This is a genomic window from Rhizobium sp. CC1099 (assembly GCF_029714385.1).
Taxonomy (GTDB): Bacteria; Pseudomonadota; Alphaproteobacteria; order Rhizobiales; family Rhizobiaceae; genus Rhizobium.
Genome location: NZ_CP121641.1, coordinates 4,192,894 through 4,210,691 on the forward strand (window position 1 = coordinate 4,192,894; position 17,798 = coordinate 4,210,691).

The 17,798-nt window shown below is 59.9% G+C and carries 17 protein-coding genes and 1 pseudogene; 4 read left to right on the forward strand and 14 right to left on the reverse strand.

The annotated features are described in order from the left end of the window. Positions 1 to 19 precede the first annotated feature (19 nt). A complete protein-coding gene (locus QA644_RS20850; protein ID WP_283070395.1) occupies positions 20 to 715 on the reverse strand; it encodes an alpha/beta fold hydrolase in 696 nt (231 codons plus the stop codon). A 218-nt stretch (positions 716 to 933) separates the two neighbouring features. Then, positions 934 to 1,722, reverse strand: a complete 789-nt coding sequence (locus QA644_RS20855) for an enoyl-CoA hydratase/isomerase family protein (protein ID WP_283070396.1) — start codon at positions 1,720 to 1,722, stop codon at positions 934 to 936. A 136-nt stretch (positions 1,723 to 1,858) separates the two neighbouring features. On the opposite strand from QA644_RS20855, the gene QA644_RS20860 reads away from it, so the two are divergent. Both QA644_RS20860 and QA644_RS20865 read left to right on the forward strand, forming a co-directional pair. Then, positions 1,859 to 3,091, forward strand: coding sequence for a TetR/AcrR family transcriptional regulator (locus QA644_RS20860; RefSeq protein WP_283070398.1), 1,233 nt, complete (start codon positions 1,859 to 1,861; stop codon positions 3,089 to 3,091). 328 nt (positions 3,092 to 3,419) lie between these two features. Then, positions 3,420 to 3,563, forward strand: a pseudogene (locus QA644_RS20865) (DJ-1/PfpI family protein); the annotation flags it as partial. Positions 3,564 to 3,716: 153 nt separating this feature from the next. Here the strand turns inward: QA644_RS20865 and guaA are convergent. From guaA to QA644_RS20910, 9 genes are all read right to left on the reverse strand, one after another. Beyond that, the gene (gene guaA, locus QA644_RS20870; protein ID WP_074066356.1) at positions 3,717 to 5,279 is read right to left on the reverse strand and encodes a glutamine-hydrolyzing GMP synthase; all 1,563 of its coding nucleotides are present in this window, start codon (positions 5,277 to 5,279) and stop codon (positions 3,717 to 3,719) included. 93 nt (positions 5,280 to 5,372) lie between these two features. After that, positions 5,373 to 6,011: a 5'-methylthioadenosine/S-adenosylhomocysteine nucleosidase gene (locus QA644_RS20875; protein WP_283070400.1), complete on the reverse strand. Its 639-nt coding sequence runs from the start codon at positions 6,009 to 6,011 to the stop codon at positions 5,373 to 5,375. After that, positions 6,008 to 6,457 (reverse strand): PaaI family thioesterase, encoded by a 450-nt coding sequence (locus tag QA644_RS20880; protein WP_283070402.1) that lies wholly within the window; start codon positions 6,455 to 6,457, stop codon positions 6,008 to 6,010. Before QA644_RS20880 ends, QA644_RS20875 begins: the two co-directional genes overlap by 4 nt. 132 nt (positions 6,458 to 6,589) lie before the next feature. Next, complete coding sequence (locus QA644_RS20885) at positions 6,590 to 7,681, reverse strand: DUF1513 domain-containing protein (protein WP_283070404.1); 1,092 nt, start codon at positions 7,679 to 7,681, stop codon at positions 6,590 to 6,592. Between the two features lie 4 nt (positions 7,682 to 7,685). Next, the gene (locus QA644_RS20890) at positions 7,686 to 8,783 is read right to left on the reverse strand and encodes an imelysin family protein (RefSeq protein ID WP_283070406.1); all 1,098 of its coding nucleotides are present in this window, start codon (positions 8,781 to 8,783) and stop codon (positions 7,686 to 7,688) included. Further along, positions 8,783 to 10,321 carry a di-heme oxidoredictase family protein gene (locus QA644_RS20895; protein ID WP_283070408.1) on the reverse strand — a complete coding sequence of 513 codons (1,539 nt, stop codon included), beginning with the start codon at positions 10,319 to 10,321 and terminating at the stop codon, positions 8,783 to 8,785. Before QA644_RS20895 ends, QA644_RS20890 begins: the two co-directional genes overlap by 1 nt. A gap of 46 nt (positions 10,322 to 10,367) precedes the next feature. After that, positions 10,368 to 11,639: an imelysin family protein gene (locus tag QA644_RS20900; protein WP_283070410.1), complete on the reverse strand. Its 1,272-nt coding sequence runs from the start codon at positions 11,637 to 11,639 to the stop codon at positions 10,368 to 10,370. A 230-nt stretch (positions 11,640 to 11,869) separates the two neighbouring features. Further along, the gene (locus tag QA644_RS20905) at positions 11,870 to 13,159 is read right to left on the reverse strand and encodes an RsmB/NOP family class I SAM-dependent RNA methyltransferase (protein ID WP_283070412.1); all 1,290 of its coding nucleotides are present in this window, start codon (positions 13,157 to 13,159) and stop codon (positions 11,870 to 11,872) included. A 143-nt stretch (positions 13,160 to 13,302) separates the two neighbouring features. Then, positions 13,303 to 13,671, reverse strand: a complete 369-nt coding sequence (locus QA644_RS20910) for a septal ring lytic transglycosylase RlpA family protein (RefSeq protein ID WP_074066364.1) — start codon at positions 13,669 to 13,671, stop codon at positions 13,303 to 13,305. On the opposite strand from QA644_RS20910, the gene QA644_RS20915 reads away from it, so the two are divergent. Then, the gene (locus QA644_RS20915) at positions 13,613 to 13,897 is read left to right on the forward strand and encodes a hypothetical protein (protein ID WP_283072460.1); all 285 of its coding nucleotides are present in this window, start codon (positions 13,613 to 13,615) and stop codon (positions 13,895 to 13,897) included. The two genes, QA644_RS20910 and QA644_RS20915, sit on opposite strands and share 59 nt — an antisense overlap. 173 nt (positions 13,898 to 14,070) lie before the next feature. Here the strand turns inward: QA644_RS20915 and QA644_RS20920 are convergent, their stop codons facing one another. Genes QA644_RS20920 through QA644_RS20930 form a run of 3 tightly spaced genes read right to left on the reverse strand, consistent with a single transcriptional unit; the run spans position 14,071 to position 16,805 of the window. Then, positions 14,071 to 14,943, reverse strand: a complete 873-nt coding sequence (locus tag QA644_RS20920) for an SDR family oxidoreductase (RefSeq protein ID WP_283070414.1) — start codon at positions 14,941 to 14,943, stop codon at positions 14,071 to 14,073. Further along, a complete protein-coding gene (gene queG / locus QA644_RS20925) occupies positions 14,943 to 16,100 on the reverse strand; it encodes a tRNA epoxyqueuosine(34) reductase QueG (RefSeq protein WP_283070416.1) in 1,158 nt (385 codons plus the stop codon). The genes QA644_RS20920 and queG overlap by 1 nt, the downstream gene beginning before the upstream one ends. 12 nt (positions 16,101 to 16,112) lie before the next feature. After that, positions 16,113 to 16,805 carry a glutathione S-transferase family protein gene (locus QA644_RS20930; protein ID WP_022713395.1) on the reverse strand — a complete coding sequence of 231 codons (693 nt, stop codon included), beginning with the start codon at positions 16,803 to 16,805 and terminating at the stop codon, positions 16,113 to 16,115. Between the two features lie 149 nt (positions 16,806 to 16,954). Here QA644_RS20930 and QA644_RS20935 point away from each other — a divergent pair, with 149 nt between their 5' ends. Next, positions 16,955 to 17,755, forward strand: a complete 801-nt coding sequence (locus tag QA644_RS20935; RefSeq protein WP_074066367.1) for an undecaprenyl-diphosphate phosphatase — start codon at positions 16,955 to 16,957, stop codon at positions 17,753 to 17,755. The last annotated feature ends 43 nt before the right edge of the window (positions 17,756 to 17,798 follow it).

Sequence of the window (17,798 nt, forward strand, 5' to 3'; positions counted from 1 at the left end):
CGCATTGAAAGGCGCAGCCTCAGTCGTTGCGATCAAAGCCTGCGATCATCGTCTCGACGTCTTCGCAGTCAGCGAAGGGCGGGATGCCGATCGGTGATGGCCGGTTAAGGCTCTTGCTCGGGTCCATTGGATTCCACGCCTCGGAAGCATCGGGCAGTCCTGACGCCCAGTAGAGAACGCCGGGGAAGGTCGTGGCGGCGTCCGCCCACTCCTGGTCGGCCTCCGGCCGCATGTGCCGGAACATGTAGAAGGCGTCCTCCTTACCAGCGGCCTTCAGCGTTTCGAGCATGCTGGGCCCAGCACCCGGTAGCACCGGGGGAACGCTAAGGCAGAAGACCGCGTCGAAGAGATCCGGCCGCATCACTGCCGCGTTCCAGCTCACCGTCGCCCCGAAGTCGTGGCCGACGAGGGTGGCGCGCTCGATCCCGAGTTTCGCGAGGATGCCGACGAGGTCTCCGACGTTGTAGAGGACCGTGTAGAGCGCAGGGTCTTCGGGCTTGGAGCTTTCGCCGTAGCCACGCGTGTCGAAAGATATCGCGCGGTAGCCCGCGGCCGCGACCGCCGCCATCTGCCGGCGCCAGCCCCGCCATCCGTCGGGGAAGCCGTGCACAAACAGCACTGCCGGGCCATCGCCCTGCTCGACCACGTTTAGGGTGACGCCGTTGGTCTCGATGTGCGTCTGCTTCATTGGGCCGTTACGATCAGCGATCGCCATCTTTGATACTCCATAGTTGATAATTTGGTTTTCGTGCTGCGAGGCAGTCGTTTACGTTCCTGGAGCGCGCACCACCAAGTATTACGATTAGAAAACCCGGAGATTTAACTGCGCGCTCCACCTTCGAGGCGGATAATACTGCTCATCAAGCTTCGACGTCGGGCAGCAGGCGAGCCGCTGCCCAATATCGGAGTAGTATTGATCAAGGCTTGATGGAATTATCGTCCAGAAAACTGGATCTGCGGAATTGGCTCACCCTTCCGCAGAGCTGCGGCTGCAATGGCCATTCCCTCTGCGGCATCCTTGGTGTCGAGAATGCCAGTGGAGAGTTGAGCGGTGATGATGTCCGCAGCCGACACGCCGCCCGACGACCAAGCTCGGATCAGTGAGCGAGTCTTCCCGTATGCGAGGGTCGGGCCGTTCGCGAGGCGCTGTACGAGATCACCCGCGACTTTCTCCAGTTCGGCATCAGGAGCCAGGTGGGTTGCGACACCGAGATCCACCGCGACCTTCCCAATAATCGGCTCCGAGAGCAGGACCAGCCGCGTGGCGCGCGCGCTGCCTACTCGATCAGCAAGTCGCTGTACTCCGCCCGCCATGGGGACGCCACCGACCGACACCTCGGGGAAGAGAAGCATTGCGGACTCTGCCGCCACAAGGAAATCGCATGCGAGAAGAAGTTCGAAACCACCACCCAGCGCCATTCCGGCGACTGAGGCGACTGTAGGTACCGGCAATTCCTCAATCGCACGATACGAGGCCATGATGTCCGCGGCGAATGCTTCAAGGAATTTCGATCCCTTGTTTGCGATTTCACCGAGGTCTTCTGCCACGGCGAAGCTACCGGATGCAGAAGTCAGGTGAAGAACGCGGATATCGCTCGCGTATGCTTGGCGCACGGCAGCTCTCAGAGACGACGGATAGTCGGCTCCCTGCCCGCTGGCCGCGTCACCGAGCAAGATCAGTTTGCCCACTGTACCGTGCTGCTCGAAGCGGAACGTACTCATGTTTTACCTCCTAATTTACTGACTGATCTAGCCAGGCAGGCCTAACGCCTGCTACAAAACGACTGGTGTCTCACGTCGCGATTGGCGGATGACCAATCCAGTTGTGTTATGTACGTTACAAAATGGAAGACTGTCAATGGCTCGTCCTCGCGCGTTCGAAGAAAGTGAAGTGCTCGATCGCGCAGCGGACGTGTTCGGCCGCCGCGGCTACGACGGATCAACCATGGCGGAGCTGACGGCCGCGATGGGCTTGAACTCTCCCAGCATTTACGCCGCCTTTGGAAGCAAGCGCGGGCTCTTCGACGCCGTTCTCAGGCGCTGTAGCGCTCGCGAGGACGAGCACTGGGAATGGGCACTCGCAGCCCCGACAGCCGAAGAAGTCGTCAAACGCTTGCTGACGACCTCGCCAGCGCAGGAGTCCAGCCGCGTCCTCGTCCATGCGGGCTTGGCGATGGGCAGCGAGAATGCCGACGTCCCCGCTGCGCTGCTTCATCGCCGCCAATCGGCAGAACTGAAGCTTCGAGACCGGTTCGAAGAGGCGAAACGGACTGGCGAGCTCCCCCTGGACGCTGATGCCTCAAGGCTGGCGAGCTATGTGACGTCGGTTCTCGGCGGCCTCGCTATGAAAGCCGCCGGCGGAGCGCCGCACGCCGAACTGAGAGAGGGTGCCGAACAGGCGGTGGCGGCCTGGCGGGCGATCAGCGACGTTGCAGCCGCCGCGAGCACCTCATCGAGGGGGGCGGCACCGGCAGGCGAGTTAAGCCGCGACCCGCGAAGGTTCAGCGCTGACACAGCGCTCGATGCTGCCATGAAGGTCTTTTGGACCAAGGGTTTCGCGGGCGCATCGTTGAATGATCTTACTGAGGCGATGGGAATCACTCGACCCAGTCTCTACGCCGCATTCGGCAACAAAGAAGCATTGTTTTTCAAGGCCCTCGACCTCTATCAGTCACTTCGTAAAGACTACCTAACTGAAGCGCTCCAAGCTCCGACGGCGCGAGGCGTGTTCGAAGCGCTGCTCAGGGGAGCGCTACGCGATCAACAGGCAGAGGGGCAACCGCGCGGCTGCCTCATGGTTCTTAACGCAATGCAAGGCGGTGATGAGGCGCAGCCCATTCGCAACGAAGTCCTCAGGCGCCAGGCCATCGGGCGCGACTTGCTCGCGGCCCGGTTTGAGCGGGCCAAACGCGACGGCGACCTGTTGCCGACCGTCAATGTCGAAGGTCTCGTGCGCTTTGTCCAATCCCTGATGCACGGCATCCTCATGCAGGGAGGGGCCGGCGCAAGCCAACGTGAGCTTGAGGCGTTGGTTGAGAGCAGCTTGACCATGTGGACCGCATCCGCCGAATTACCGGTCAGTAAAGATTAGGCGCAGCTAATCTGTCAAGATCTTTACCGATCGGTAGCTTGTCCTTCGCTATCGGGGGCCTGCCGGGGTTGGAGTAGCCATCGCGGACGCCACAATTCCCGAAGACGACCACTCCTGCGCTCACGATTTCCGTGAACCAAGCACGCGCGCGGCGACTAGGGTGTTGATTTCCGCTTCAAATTGACTCGGTTTGTCGTTTCGTGCTGACCCGGCGATTGGGTTGGATGGACCATCTGTTTCATATCACTACGGAAGGCAGACCGGATCACTGCCAAGTGGAAATACGGTTCAATTTGAAGCGGAAATCAACACAGCATGGCTTCCTAAGATGGCGCGCAAGGCGCAACGGTTCGGCTCCGTGTGTTCCGGCGTGATCGTCCTTGCAAGGGTTGGATTGCTCGATGGGCATCGCGTCACCACCCATTGGGATGCCTGCACACCGCTTGCCGCCGCCTATCCGTCGGTCACCGTCGACGCGAAGTCGCTCTACGTGGTCGACGGGCGGCTGTGGACTTCAGCCGGGGCGACCACCGGCAATCGATCGCCACCTTTCATCGTCTATCGGAGACAGCATTCCGAAGAAACCACCCGTTTGCCACCGTCTACCGCCGTTTCTACTACCCCGTCACTCCCACTCGATCGTGCCGGGCGGCTTCGAAGTCACGTCGTAAACCACACGGTTGATGCCGCGCACTTCGTTGATAATGCGGGTTGCGGCGCGGCCGAGGAATTCCATGTCATAGTGATAGAAATCCGCCGTCATGCCGTCGACCGAGGTGACGGCGCGAAGCGCGCAGACGAATTCGTAGGTGCGCCCGTCGCCCATGACGCCGACGGTCTGGACCGGAAGCAGCACCGCGAAGGCCTGCCAGATCGCATCGTAGAGACCTGCTTTACGGATTTCGTCGAGATAGATGGCATCGGCTTCGCGCAGGATGTCGAGCTTCTCGCGAGTGATGCCGCCCGGGCAGCGAATTGCGAGCCCCGGGCCTGGGAAGGGATGGCGGCCGATGAAGCTATCGGGCAGGCCGAGCTCCTTGCCGAGTGCGCGCACTTCGTCCTTGAAGAGCTCACGCAGCGGCTCGACGAGCTGCATGTTCATGCGCTCCGGCAAACCGCCGACATTGTGGTGCGACTTGATGGTAACCGATGGGCCGCCGGTGAAGGATACGCTTTCGATCACATCCGGATAGAGAGTGCCCTGGCCCAGGAAATCGGCGCCGCCGAGCTTCTTGGCTTCTTCCTCGAAGGTCTCGATGAACAAGCGCCCGATGATCTTTCGCTTGGTCTCCGGATCGCTGACGCCTTCGAGCTCGCCGATGAACCTGTCCGAGGCATCGACATGTAGCAAGTGTAGATTGTAATGCTCGCGGAACATCGCAACGACGCTCGCTGCCTCGTCTTTGCGCATCAGGCCATGATCGACCAGGATGCAGGTGAGTTGGTCGCCGACCGCTTCATGAATGAGGAGAGCTGCGACCGAGCTGTCGACGCCGCCGGAAAGCGCGCAAATGACGCGCTTGTCGCCGACCTGCTGGCGGATTTGCTCGACCGCCTTTTGGCGATAGGCCGACATCGACCAGTCGCCCTTGATACCGGCGATGTTGTGAATGAAGTTGCCGATAAGCTTCGCGCCGTCCGGGGTATGCACGACTTCCGGATGGAACTGCACGCCGTAATATTTGCGCTTTTCGTCGGCGATGAAAGCATATGGCGCGTTGGAGGAGGTCGCGACGACCTCGAAGCCTTCCGGCAGCGCCGTGACGCGGTCGCCGTGACTCATCCAGACCTGATGGCGCGAACCCTTCGACCACAGCCCTTCGAACAGCGGGCAGTCCTTGTCGACGTCCAGGAAAGCGCGGCCGAATTCGCGGTGATGGCCGCTCTCGACCTTGCCGCCGAGCTGCATGCACATCGTCTGTTGGCCGTAGCAGATACCGAAGACCGGCAGGCCGCTGTCGAAGATGATCTGCGGTGCGCGGGGCGAACCTTCATCGACCGTCGAAGCCGGGCTGCCGGACAGGATTACGGCCCTCGGCTGAAGGCGCTTGAAGCCCTCTTCGGCGGACTGGAAGGGAACGATCTCGCAGTACACACCCGCCTCGCGCACGCGGCGTGCGATCAGCTGGGTCACCTGGCTGCCGAAATCGACGATGAGGACGCTGTCGGGATGTGCTGTCTGGGTCATGGCGAGCCTTTAATGAAAAGCACCCGTCCTGGCAATCCAGGAAATCGGCCGAGCCGGGATTTTATTGTCTTGATTGTCCCTGCTTTAAGGGTTTCAGAACCAGAAAACACCATCCTCGAGCGCTGTGAATAGGCTATCGACGGCATAGGAGAGCTTGCGATCGATCACGTGCAGATACTCCGTCCAGCCGGAAATGTGCTGCAGTTCTTCAGCGCCGTCGGAGATTCCGCGAAGGCCGATCAGCGGCAGCTTATAGCCCTGGCAGGCGCGCAGAATCGCGAATGTTTCCATGTCCACCATGTCGGCAGCGATATTCCTGTAGGCCGACCCCGAAATGACGTTGCCACCGGTGGAAAGGCTGGCCTCAGGAATACCGGGAATGCGGAGCGGCAGATCGATGACCGCTGGAAGATCGAGGAAGGGTGTGTGGCCCTTCTCGAAACCAAGCGGCGACGCATCCATGTCGCGGTAGGAAACGGAAGAAACCTGATAGACTTCTGTCTGCTCAAGCGTCGCGGAACCTGCCGAGCCGAGAGAGACGACAAGCTGCGGCAGGTCGTCGGCCTGATCGAGCCGGGAAAGCGTCTTCGTCATCGCGACCGCCGCCTCGACCGGACCGACGCCTGTCATCAGCGGTTCGAAACGAGAGCGCAGGAAGGGGCCATATTCGGCTGCCGCCGCCATGACGAAGAGGATGGACTTGCCGGCGACCGGCTTCAGTTCAAATTTCATCCCGTAATTCCCTCTCTGCCGCGAACGACCATCATCGTTCCCGTCATGGAGGCGATCAGCTTGGCCGGTCCGTCGCCGATCGCATAGCCGCGCCCGTCGGCGACGATGATATTGGAGCCTGGTTTGGTGATCTCGCCGCGGAACAGGAAGCGCTCGCCGCGCCCAGGCGACATCAGGTTGACCTTGAATTCGATCGTCAGGATCGAGGCATCGGCGTCGATGACACTGTAGGCGGCAAAGCCACAGGCGCTGTCGAGAGCTGCCGAAATGATGCCGGCATGAAGAATGCCATGCTGTTGCGTGAGCTTGACGTCGAAGGGAAGTTCGATCTCCACCACGCCGTGCTCGACGCGCGTCAGCTCGGCGCCGATCGTTTCCATTGCCGCCTGGCGGCTAAAATTCTGACGGATCCGTTCGCGGAAGTCGCCGTTGTTCCTAACGCTCATGCATTTGTCCCCTTGCGACCGCGAAAGTGGCACGGCGCGCCGGTTTCGACAAGGATGAAAGGGAAGCAGTTCCGATATGCGATCGAGCCGAGTGCCGCAAAGACGGTCCGCAGCATAAGTACTGGCTGAAGATCAAGCGCGCTCGCGGGCAATCCTGACGATATGCTGATCCCATGCCACATTGCTGCGCGTCGCAAGGAACTCACCGTCATAGGAAGAGACAGCAAATCCATGCCGGGCGGGCGCGATGCCGGCAGCGTCGGGGATGATGTCTTCGGCCAAGACCTTGCCGGAGTTGGCGTCGATGATCGCCGATGCACCCTTCGGCGACGTCACGCCGACGAGGGCGTCCTTGCGGTTGACGGCAATGGCGCCGACATAATTGCCGAGCTGGCGGGTCGTTTTCTCCGGCAGATCGACGAAGGTTAGTTCCTCGCCTTTGGCGAAGTGGCCGACGAGCGGCGGCAGGTCGTTGCGGTTGCCCTCGTACTGGCATGCGAACCACACGCGGCCATTGGCGTCGATATCGACGTGACGGGTCGAGACCTGCGACCATTGCCGCGGCATCACATGTTTTTCGATGAGCGTGCCATTGGACGCATCGATCAGCGTCAGCGATGGCTGCATGTTGCCGAGGTTGAGCTTCGTGCGGCCGAAATCCGGATGGGTCTCGATGCCACCATTGGCGATGACAAGCCAGCGGCCGTCATCGGAGACGGTCATATCGTGCGGGCCGACCCCATGGGTCTGGAACTCGCCGATGCGGGCGAAGTGGCTTGTCACGTCGTAGAGACCGATCATGCCGCGATTGCCGTCAAAATCGTTCTCACTGGCATAAAGCAACCGGCCGTCCGGCGAAAAGGTACCGTGTCCGTAGAAGTGGCGGCCTTCGGCGGAGGTGATAACGATCGGCTCACCCCTGTTCCAGGGATCGAAGATCATTGCGTAGGTGCCGGGACGGCGAGCGAAGGCGACGGTCTTGCCGGTGGTTGGGCTGAAAGCCATGCCATGGGCACGTGCGGGCAGGGTGACCTGATCGACGATTTCGCCGCGTTCGGTCACGGTCGCGACCGCGAAGGAGCCGTCGGCGGCGCGGATGCCCGAGGCATAAACCGCATCCGCGCGCTCAAGTGCCAGCAGCCCGCGCGGCTGCAATGGGGCGAGAAAGCTCAGGCCTGCTGCCTTGACGAAACTGCGTCGGTCGATCGCAGCACTCCGCCACATCGGCTCAGTCCCCGTCGGAGAAGGAGAAGCCGGCCGAAAGGCCGATCGCGCCGCCATATTCGTCGCTGATGCGGGTGATCAATTCACGGCTCGTCGCCAGAAATGCGTCGAGCTTGGCTTTCTCCGCATCGCTGGTTGCCACGTCGATATCCGGATTGAGCTTCGGGACGGTATCAAGCAGGGTCTTGAAGTTCGCCTCGATTGCATCAGCAACGGGTTTCTTGTCGGCAGGCAGAAGTTCTGCCATTCCGGCCTTCTGCCAGAGCGTGCGCAGTCCCTCGAGGTTTGCCGTCATCGATTTCCAGGTGTTTTTCGAGCGCCAATAGATAGCCATGCGCGGGCGCGGTGCCGTGTCATCCCGGCCTTTGTAAAACAGCTCCAGCCGCTGATCGCGGACGGTTTCGACGCCATGGACAAGAATTCCGAGAAGCGCGGTCACCGCTTCCTTGTTATCCATGAAATCTTCGCTTTGGGGACCGGGACGTTTCCAGCTTGCCTGCACGCCGTCCGGCTTTTCCCAAGCCGCAACGACTTCGCCTGCCTCGCGCTGGATATTGCCCGCGACAGCAGCGCCATATTGGCAGCGGAACCCGTTCTTTTGTTTGAGGAGATCGTCTGAGCCGTTGCCGTAAAGCACGTATTCAAGCGCCGTCAGACCCTGCAAGGCGACGCTCTTTTCCCCGATCGAGTCGACCGTTGCATCCTTCGGGTCGGCCTTGGCGAGCAGTGCCTGTACCTGTCTGAGGCCGACGCCCTTTCGGTCAGGGAAGAAGAGGATGTGTTCGAAGAGATTGTCGTGCATTACCGGGCCGGTTTGCACGATCTCGATGATCGACCAATAGCGGATCGTATCGTCGAAAGCAGATTTGGCCTTGTCCAAAGTCTGCTGTGTGCCACCCTCGCAGAGGTCCTTCATCGCCGTCGTCAAGCGTGCCGTAGACTGTTGCATGTTGCGGTAGCCGGGGCGGATCACCTCGTCGACGGCCCGCGCCATCACGCCAGGCACCGCCTCCTCGTTCAGCCCCGTCGGCGTCGACGCAGTCTGTGCAATTGCCGATGCCGCAAGCATGAATGAAAGCACGAGAGGTTGCCAAAGGCGCATTACAGGGACTCCAGGAATCTGATCAGGGCCTCTCTATCGTCTTTCGGCAGAGAGGAGAATGCATCGCGGGCTTTCTCGGCTTCGCCGCCGTGCCAGAGGATCGCTTCGGTGAGATTTCTGGCGCGGCCGTCGTGGAGGAAAAAGCTGTGTCCGCTGACAGTCCGGGTCAGTCCTATACCCCATAGCGGCGGCGTGCGCCATTCACGTCCGCTTGCGTGGCCAACTTGCTGGCCATCGGCAAGACCTTCGCCCATATCGTGCAGCAGGAAATCCGAATAAGGCCAGATAAGCTGAAAGGACTGAGCTTTTTCGGCGGCATCCCGACGTGTGACGAATTTGGGTACGTGGCAGGATATGCAGCCGGACTGATAGAAAAGTTCCTTACCCCTCAGCGTGTCGGGGAAACTTGCCTTTCGCCGCGCCGGTACGGCTAGATTCGCGGAATAGAAGGTCACGAGATCGAGGACGGGCCCGGGCGCCTCTTCATTGCCCAGGCGCTTTTGAACACCGGTCGGCATTTTTTGGCATTTTATCTCGGCCTGCAAGCAATCCCCATGTGCATCCGGCCGGTCGGGCGTCGATATGCCGATGTCGCTGGAGAAGGCGGCAGCGCTCTGGTCGCGCACAGTTGCATTCTGTGCCTTCCACCCGAAGCGGCCAAGGGCGACTGCGCCTGTGCGATGATCACGCACGATGGCAGCCTTGCCTGAAATGCGGTCACCATCTTTGTCGTCCGGGTCGGCATGCGCGAGGATGTCGGCTGCTGGAATGGCTTCGATGAGGCCGAGCCCGATCATCGCCGGGGCGACGCGCGGCGATATCGTTGTCGCCGGATCGAGCGGGCCGTAGGCAAGATCCTTCACTTCGTAGGTCGGCGCACGCAATGAGACTGTTTCTCCGCCGGCAAGCGTAACGGTCTGTTCCGCATAGCGAATGGCCATCTTCCCCTCGGCGGCGAGACCGGGCACGGCAAGGTCCTGCAGCTGATGACCATAAGTAGGGTCCGGGAAATTGACGGCGCTAGCATTTGCGATCACCTCTCCTTCTTCCGATGTCGCCGCTGCTCGTCCAAGGCGAAAGAACATCGATGTGGCGCTGACGCCGCCTTCCGGTGGCCTGCCGCGTCCGTCGTTGACGTGGCAGCTCATGCAGGAGCGCGCATTGAAGAGCGGCCCGAGGCCATCCGACGCCTGTGTCGAGGATGGCGCGGAAACCCAGAGCTTCTTGAAGAGTGCGTTGCCGAGCGTGAAGTTCTGCTCTTCCTCGAAGGGGATGTTTGCCGAGATATGCGAAAAGGAATCCTGCGTTACCGGATCGACCGATGTGGCGGCACCCGCCTGCATCGCCTCGTATGGCTCGGCTTTGGAAAAATCACTCGCCGGGCGCGTCACAGCCTCGACGCGCTTCAAATCGGCATCGGAAAGATCGGTGCGTTTCGTCGGAAGATTAACACCGGCGGCGAGAGCCACCGGAAGGGCGGCAAGCGTGGCGCAGAAAGCAGCGCAGAGAAAAACGCGACGAGCCGGATTGTGCGGCATTTCAGAGTTCGGGCCGCTTGGGTTTGGAAGCGGCCCGCCTTTTTGCTTATTGGAAGACAGCGTCAGGCTTATCCAAGCTGTCGGAACCTTCAAGCTGAACCGTGCCAAGATCGAGTGCGGCAATAACACGCTGGATCGACTTCGTTTGGTCAACGAGACCGTCGATAGCGGCTTGAACGGCGGCGTTGCCGTCCTTGTTGCCTTCGGCGATCATCTGGTCGTACTTCTCGACCGTCTCGCCGCGTTTTGCCATGGCATGCATTGCATCAAGCGTCGTCTTCAGCTTGCCCGCGACTTCGGTATCGAGTGCCTTGTCTTTCGCGGCAACGAGATCGTGCAGCGACGGGCCGGTCAGCTTCGTTCCGTCGACGCGGGTATATTCCCCGCTGTAAGCGGCGGCGATGCCGATCGCATCGTTGAGGTGCGAGTTATAGGTGTTGTCGGAGAAGCAATCATGCTCCTCTTCCGGATCGTGCAGCAACAAGCCGAGCTTCATGCGCTCGCCGGCGAGTTCGCCGTAGGAGAGCGAGCCCATGCCGGTCAGGATCGCGACGAGACCCGCCTTCGGATCGGCTTCGACGTTCTTCGTCGCAGCACCGTCAGCCACCCAATTATCGGTCATTTCCTGCAGGTCGGAGACCAGAAGCGTGGATGCCGACTTCAGATATTCGGCGCGGCGATCGCAATTGCCATGCGTGCAATTCTTGAGGTCGTAATCGGTTGCCGGGCGGCTGCCCGCTCCCGGACCGGTGCCGTTCAGGTCCTGGCCCCAGAGGAGGAATTCGATGGCATGGTAGCCGGTCGCGACATTGGCTTCGACGCCGCCTGCTTCCTGCAGCGTGCCGGACAGGAACTCCGGCGTCAGCTTGGAAGCGTCGATATCCTTGCCGTCGATCTTGATCGTCTTGTTGGCGATGACGTTTGCAACATAGAGCGCGTTCTCGTCGCTTTCCGCGCCGTAGGAGGCATCGACATAATCGATCAGGCCCTCATCGAGCGGCCAAGCGTTGACCTTGCCTTCCCAGTCATCGACGATCGGATTGCCGAAGCGGTAGACTTCCGTCTGCTGATAAGGAACACGGGCCGCAAGCCACGCATCCTTGGCAGCCTTCAGCGTCTCGTCGTTCGGCGTCTTCAGGAAGGCGTCAATCGCCTTGTCGAGCGCCTTTGCGGTGATCAGCGAGTCCTCGTATTTTGCATGCGCCACTTCGGCATAATGCTTCACGACGGCCGCAGCATCGGTGTCCGCGAGAGCCGGGCTGGATAGGGGTGCTATCGCCAGCGCCAATGCTGCGCAGAAATTCTTGTTGAGCTTCATGGTCCTCTCCTATGACGGATATCCGTCTGAAATCGCCCGAATCTCTTCGCGCAAAAGAAAACCAGTGTCAAACACTCTAGTTTGGAATGATTTTAAGAATGGAACTTGTTTAAAAAGCGCTTGTTCAGAAAGGACTTTACTTGGAAAAGGGCGGAAAATTGATCTATTAGCGTGCAATTGTTCAATTTCTGATCTGGATCTTCCGCGGGTGCGCCATCACATCAGGCGCCTTAATCTTTACGCTGCATCCGGCAGAAGAAGAAGCCGTCCGTATCAGTCGATGCCGGTGTCAGCGTAACCGTTTCACCATCCGACGAACGCGGGCGCGGGGCATTCTTGCCGAATAGCTCGTCCCAGGCAGCCAGGGCGCTTTCGATGGAGAATGCCGGATTTTCCGCGGCGAAGCGTCGGACCTGTTGTTCATTCTCCTGCGGGAGCACGGAACAGGTGACGTAGATCAGCTCGCCGCCGGGGCGCACGAAGGCGCTCGCCTGCTTCAAAGCATCCTGTTGCTGGCTCGTGCGCTCATCGAGGTTCTTCGCCGTCAGCCGCCATTTGGTATCGGGGCGGCGGCGCCACGTGCCGGTGCCCGTGCAGGGGGCGTCGACTAGCACCTTGTCGCAGCGAGCGCGCAGGCTCGAAAGCGCCTTTGTATCGTCATGCACTTGAACATTGCGCGTACCGGCGCGCTTCAGGCGTTCGATGATCGGCGCAAGGCGTTTGCGGTCGGCGTCATAGGCATGGATCTGGCCTTTGTTGTGCATCGCTGCCGCCATGGCAAGCGTCTTGCCTCCGCCTCCGGCGCAATAGTCGAGCACCTGTTCTCCATCCTTCGGCAGCACCAGATCGGCAACGATCTGCGATCCCTCGTCCTGAACTTCGAACCAGCCTTTTTGAAAGGAAAGCTCGGCTGTGACGTTCGGAAGCCGTGAGGCGCCTTCGCCGGCGGGAATCCGGATGCCATATCGCGCGATCTTCGCTTCATGAGCACCGGCTCTTTCAAGCGCTTTGACCGCCTTTTCGCGGCTGGCCTTCAAAATGTTGGCGCGCAGGTCGAGCGTCGGGCGGGAGGCGAGCGCCTGTGCTTCGGCCAGCCAGCTGTCGCCGAATGCCGTCTCGAAGGAGCTTTGCACCCACTCGGGAATATCACCTTGGACGTGGACAGGCGCGGAGGAAAGAGCCCGGCTCTGGAAGGCTGTAAGCGCTGCATCGGGCAGCGAAGGCGGCGCGAACCTATCGTCGGAGAGTTCAGCGGCAAGCGCTTCCGGCGTGAAACCCCACTGGCGGAACATGACGGCATAGGCGATCGCCAGCGGGCTGTCGTCGTCCATCAGAAACCCGTGTGAAAGCCGCATGCGCAGCGCATCATAAACGATGTTGCCGATTGCGGCGCGATCGCCGGAGCCGGCGAAACGATGCGCAAGGCCCCAATCCTTCAGCGCGTCGGCGACAGGTCTCTTGCGCTGATCGATATCAGCAAGAACCGAAATCGCCCCCTCGAGGCGGCCGCCCAAACGCATTCACGAAACTCCTGTTGCCACGGACGTGTGCACAATCCGCGGAAGCGTGACTGACGCTGCGGATAATTTCACAAGTCTCAACCGCGTGGTAGCCGCGATTGACGGCAAGAGCAAGCGCCGTCCGGCGCTGGTATCGGACGCCTTTAGCTGGCGGCGACGACTTCGTAGCAAACCTTGGCGGTACCCGAGCGGACCATGCCGATGTTCTGTGCGGCCGCGCGCGAAAGGTCGAGAACACGGCCGCGGATGAACGGGCCACGGTCATTGACGCGAACAATAACGCTGCGGCCATTGTTGCGGTTGGTGACTCTAAGCTTGGTGCCGAAGCGGAGCGAACGGTGAGCGGCAGTCAAAATGGCAGGGTTCATACGTTCGCCGGAAGCTGTTTTGGAATGCAGTGCGTACCACGAAGCACCACCACATCCGGCTGCAGCAAATCCTTCGGCGGGAAGCATGAAAGAACTAGCTGCAATAGCTACGGCAGTGATTATAGAACGGCTGATATTCTTCAAAACGGATTATCCCTCAACTATTGAACTTGCGCCTTTAAGGGCGGCGGGGCTTAAATCCGGCGAAAAGTGGCGAAAAAGTGCCGCGGATTATCACGGAATGTTACAGTGCGTAATATTTGTGAGTCTGGCGGAATTCGAGTTGAAAAAGTGCAGTTGTCGAGCAAGTGGAAAAAAGATAAGAAAATCAGGTAAAATTAGAACGATTTTTTCTGCCGCAGCGCACTGACTTGCTATGTTGCAAAAGTAACAAAAATAATTTTCCGATCTTGCCACAATTGATGCCTCATTTGCGCAAATTCAGAGGCCGTTAACCATAATACGGAGCGAAATTCAGATCGCGAGAATGCCAAAGTAGGAATTTTCTACTCATTTCAAATGTACCGGAATGGCCCGTTCGGGTTAACCGCGCCACCGTCCGCTCTGCCACAATTGCGCAAGCGACATCGGGTAATTCGGGAAGGAAAAGGTGTAGCCCGCGGCTTTCAATTTGGCGTTTGAAACACGCTTGTTCTCGCCGTAGAAGGAGCGTGCCATCGGCGTCAGCTCGGCGGTTTCGAAGGGTTGTTCCGGAGGCGGCGCAACACCCATCAGCCCCGCTGCTTCGACAATGACATCCTGCGGCGGGCCGGGCAGGTCATCCGTCACGTTATATATGCCGCCAAGGCACCGGTCTGAGAGGTAGCGCGCCGACGCGCCGATATCCTCAACGCGGATACGATTGAAAACCTGATCCTTCTTGATCAAGCGACGGGCCGTGCCCCGGTTTAGATTGACGAAAGCATTCCGGCCCGGGCCGTAGATGCCCGCCAGCCGCAGTACGGCGGCCGGAATACCGAGGTCCTTGCCGAGCGCCAGCCACGCATCCTCTGCCTCGAGCCTTTCCTTCGATCGCCCGGAGACAGGAACGCAGACGGTCTCTTCGCTAACCCACTCACCCTGGTGGTCGCCGTAAACGCCAACGGTGGAAAGATAGCCGATCCACTGAAGCGCCGGCATCATCTTGCCGAGCTGGCCGCCTGCGAGATTGATCAACGGGTCTCCGACTTCCCGCGGCGCGATCGATTGGACGAGGTGTGTGACGCTTTCCATGGCGCCAAGCAAGGCGTCGCTGATTATCTCGCCATCGAAAATGAAGGCTTCGATCCCTTGGCTGCGGAGGAGCTCAGCCTTGTCGGCCGATCTGGTTGTGCCGGAAATGCGGGCGCTTCCGGCTGAGAAAGCCTTGGCAATCGCCGTGCCGGAATAACCGCAGCCGAAAATCATCACATGCATCACACCACTCCCGCCAATTGCCATTCCGCAAGTACGCCGGCATCGGTCTCATCCGGCCTTTGTGCCGCAAAGACGGCAAATTCGCCAGGCTCCATCAATCGCGAAAGCGCCCAGATTGCCATGCCGCGAACTACCGGAGAAGCGTCAGTGGCCAGCCATCGGCATTGATCGGCGAGGCTGTGATCACCGGAATTGCCGGCGGCGATCAATACATTACGGATAAAGCGGGCTCTGCCGATGCGCTTGACCGGCGAGCCGCTGAAAAAAATCCGGAAAGCCGCGTCGTCCAGCGTCAGGAGAAAGGCGATCGACGGCTCTTTCAGGTCGTCGCGCGCCTGCAACTTCATTTCGGATGCCGAGACGGCAAACTTGTTCCACGGACAGGCGGCAAGGCAGTCGTCGCAACCATAGATCCGGTTGCCGATCAGCGGCCGGAATTCGAAATCGATCGGACCTTTGTGCTCGATCGTCAGGTACGAGATGCAGCGCCGTGCATCGATCTGATAGGGCGCCGGGAATGCATTGGTCGGACAGGCATCGAGGCAGGCGCGGCAAGAGCCGCAGTGATCGATCTCAGCATCGTCTATATTGAGATCGGCCGTCGTGAACATCGAGCCGAGGAAGAGCCAGGAGCCGTGGCTGCGGCTGACCAGATTGGTATGCTTGCCTTGCCAGCCGAGACCTGCTGCCGCGGCGAGCGGCTTTTCCATCACCGGTGCAGTGTCGACAAAGACTTTGACGTCGGCCCCGGCCCGTGCTGCAAAGCGGGTCGCGATCTCCTTGAGCCGTCCCTTGATGACGTCGTGATAATCGCGATTGCGCGCATAGACGGAGATTGCCGCCTTGTCCGGCTTTTCAAGAATAGAGCGTGGGTCTTCCCCGGGGCCGTAGTTGAGACCGAAGACGACGATGGATTTCACATCGCTCCACAGCGTGCGAGGATCGCCGCGGCGATCGCGCGTTTCAGCCATCCATTCCATCGTGCCGTGACGTCCGGCATCGATGAACTCGCCAAGCCGTTCCTTCGCTTCGGGTATCGAATCGGGCCGCGTGATGCGACAGAGCTCAAAGCCGAGCGTTGCCGCCTCGGCGCGAACAAAGGCGGTCAAATTGTCGCGGCGCTTGCGTTCTTTATCGTCTGCTATCCGTTCGGGCATCGAAAGCCCTCGTCAGAAATCCAGGTCTGCGTAGTGAGAGACGGGTGTCAGTCCACGCACCCGCTCTGTCAGTAGCGGGCGGAAGGACGGCCGTGATTTCATGCGCTGATACCAATCCTTGGCGATCGGCGATTCCGTCCAGTCGATCTCGCCGAGATAGTCGAGGATCGATAGCGAAGCGGCCGCAGCGAGGTCGGCATAGCTCATGCGATCTCCTGCCAGCCATTGCCGCGAACCGGCAAGCCAGGTCAGGTATTTCATATGCTGGCGGATGTTGGCGCGCGCCGTGCGCAGGATCTTCGAATCCGGTGCTCCGCCGCCCTGATCTGCGCTCATCTGCAGTTTATACACGCGCTCGCGCGCCAGGGGCCGAGTTACATCCGTCTCCATCTTCTGCATGAACCACTCACCGAGGCGGCGGATTTCCGCGCGCTGGAAGGGATCTTCCGCGAGAAGACGCCGGTCGCGCTTCAGCACGCCATGCGTTTCATCGAGATATTCCGAAATGACAGTCGCGCCGCAAAGAGCGCGCATGCTGTCGTCCACGTAGACCGGCAAGGTACCGGCAGGATTGAGCGCCAGAAAGTCGCGCCGCTTTTCCCAGGTCTGCTCTTCAATGAGATCTGCCTGAAAGCCATACTCGCTCAAAATCAGCCGGACGAAGCGTGAAGCGGATGACATAGGATGATGATAAAGCGTCGGCATCGATACCCGAATTGTTGATTTCTCGCGGCATGCTCTGGTGCACTCATGTTCATAGCGCCCTAGTCATGACTCATTCGTTGCAGCTATAGGAGCTTGGCCCCTTCAATACAAGCAAATCGGGCCTGGCCCCGCCTCACAAGGGATAAAACATGGCTGATATCTTTAGTGCACTCATTCTAGGCCTTATTGAAGGCCTTACTGAATTCATACCGGTTTCCTCGACGGCCCATGTCCTGCTCGCAGGGCATTTCCTGGGCTTTCGGTCGCCGGGCAATACATTTGTCGTTCTCATCCAGCTCGGGGCGATCCTTGCGATTCTTCTCGTCTATTTCAAGCGGCTGCTGAGCCTGGCGCTTGCGTTGCCCCGCAGCGCGCGGGCGCGACATTTCGTCCTTGCCGTACTCTTTGGTTTTCTGCCTGCAGCCGTTATCGGCGCAATTGCGCATGACTTCATCAAGAACGTGCTCTTCGAAACGCCGATGCTGATCTGCGTCGTCCTCATCCTTGGCGGCCTCGTCCTCCTTGCCGTCGACAAGATCCAGTTCAAGCCGAAGTATCATGATGTGACGGAGTTTTCCTTGCCGATGGCGCTGAAGATAGGCTTCTTCCAGTGCCTGGCAATGATCCCGGGAACATCCCGCTCGGGCGCCACGATCGTGGGCGCGTTGCTGATGGGTGCCGACAAGCGCTCTGCAGCCGAATTTTCGTTCTTTCTCGCCATGCCGACGATGGTCGGCGCCTTTGCTTTGGATTTATACGAGAACCGCAATATGCTGAGCTTCGATGACGGAATGCTCATCGTCATCGGCTTCGTGGCGGCTTTCGTCTCGGCGCTCTTCGTTGTCCGCGCGCTGCTCGATTTCGTCTCGATCCGGGGCTATGCGCCCTTCGCCTGGTGGCGAATCTTCATTGGCGCGGCAGGCCTGATCGGCTTGACGTTGTTCGGCTGATTTTCAGATATTTGACATCCGGGGCGGCTCCGGAAGGAGCCGG